A 1,438-nucleotide genomic window follows, 5' to 3' on the forward strand; every position below is an offset into this window, starting at 1 on the left:
CTATGAGAAAAAGCTGGAGTTTCTGCGCAATGATCCGGTGGCCAGTCAGATGGATGCGGTCAAGAACAACCGCATCGTCGTGATGGACGCTCAGGCGATGGACGCCACCATCCGTGCCATTCCGGCGCTGGAGGAACTGGCTGCTGAACTCAGCGCGATCGGCAACAGCCAGTGAGCGCAGCCGCCGCAATCACCTGGCAGGGCGTCAAGGGCGCTTGCCTGGCCTTGCCGGTTCTGATTGCGGCGGTCCTGGCAGGCGCAATGATCGGGGAAACCGCGCTTGCGCCTGACCTTGTGCTGTCTGTTCTGGCCAACAAGCTGGCCGGGGCGGGCCTGCCGGTGGACCCGATCGACCAGGGTATCATCTGGAGCTACCGGCTGCCGCGGGCGCTGGTGGCGGGGGCCTGCGGGGCGGCGCTGGCAGTGGCGGGCGTGGTGTTGCAGGCGCTGCTGCGCAATGCGCTGGCCGATCCATACATCCTCGGCATCTCTGCCGGCGCCTCGACCGGGGCGGTGGCAGTGACCATTGCTGGGCTGGGAGGCGGTGCGCTGTCGCTGTCCTTTGGCGCCTTCAATGGCGCGCTGCTGGCCTTTGGCTTTGTTGCCATTCTTGCCCGGGCCGCCGGAGCAGGCGGCAGCCGCGCAGCGGCAGCGCAGATCGTGCTGGCCGGCATTGCGGGTTCGCAGCTGTTCAACGCGCTGACTGCCTTCATCATCGCTAAATCGGCCAATGCCGATCAGGCCCGCGGAATTATGTTCTGGCTGATGGGCAATATGAGCGGGGTGCGCTGGCCGGATGTGTGGCTGGCGGTGCCGCTGGCGCTGGCGGGCTGGGGGGTCTGCCGGTTCCATGCACGGGCTCTGGACGCCTTTACTTTTGGCACCGATTCCGCAGCTTCGCTGGGCATTCCGGTGCGGCAGGTGCAAGTTGTTCTGATCTTCGCTACCGCGCTGACGACTGCGGTGATGGTGTCAATTGTCGGCTCTATCGGCTTTGTCGGCCTGGTCATTCCCCATGCGGCACGCTTCCTGGTTGGCCCCGGCCACCGCAGGCTGATGCCGGCCGCGGCGCTGACCGGGGCAGTGTTCCTGATTGGTGCCGACATCGTGTCGCGCATCATCATTCCGGGACAGGTGCTGCCCATCGGCGTTGTCACAGCCCTGATCGGCGCGCCGTCCTTTGCGGTGATCCTGGTGCGTGGAAGAAGGGCTGCGCGATGAAGATCGAAGCCCGCAGCCTGTCTTACTCCATCCGCGGCAAGCTGCTGTTGTCTGATGTCTCATTGACGGTGCAGCCGGGAGAGACCCTGGCGCTGGTCGGTCCGAACGGATCTGGGAAATCCACGCTGATGCGGCTGCTGGCGGGTCTGGCGCGCCCCTCGCAAGGCGAGGTTCTGCTGGCGGAAAAATCCTTGGCGCGGCTGACGCGCAGAGAGGT

At 65.4% G+C, this 1,438-nt stretch carries 2 protein-coding genes and 1 pseudogene; all 3 read left to right on the plus strand.

Annotated elements, in window-relative coordinates; all coding sequences use genetic code 11:
• Positions 1-175, plus strand: a pseudogene (locus A2I95_RS42730) (ABC transporter substrate-binding protein); the annotation flags it as partial.
• Positions 172-1,221 (plus strand): iron ABC transporter permease, encoded by a 1,050-nt coding sequence (locus A2I95_RS37670; protein WP_035919978.1) that lies wholly within the window; start codon positions 172-174, stop codon positions 1,219-1,221. The pseudogene A2I95_RS42730 and the gene A2I95_RS37670, both read left to right, overlap by 4 nt.
• Positions 1,218-1,438: ATP-binding cassette domain-containing protein (locus A2I95_RS37675; RefSeq protein ID WP_291737549.1), on the plus strand; the 221-nt coding region annotated here is incomplete at its 3' end. The genes A2I95_RS37670 and A2I95_RS37675, both read left to right, overlap by 4 nt.

Source organism: Leisingera sp. F5 (assembly GCF_001593695.1).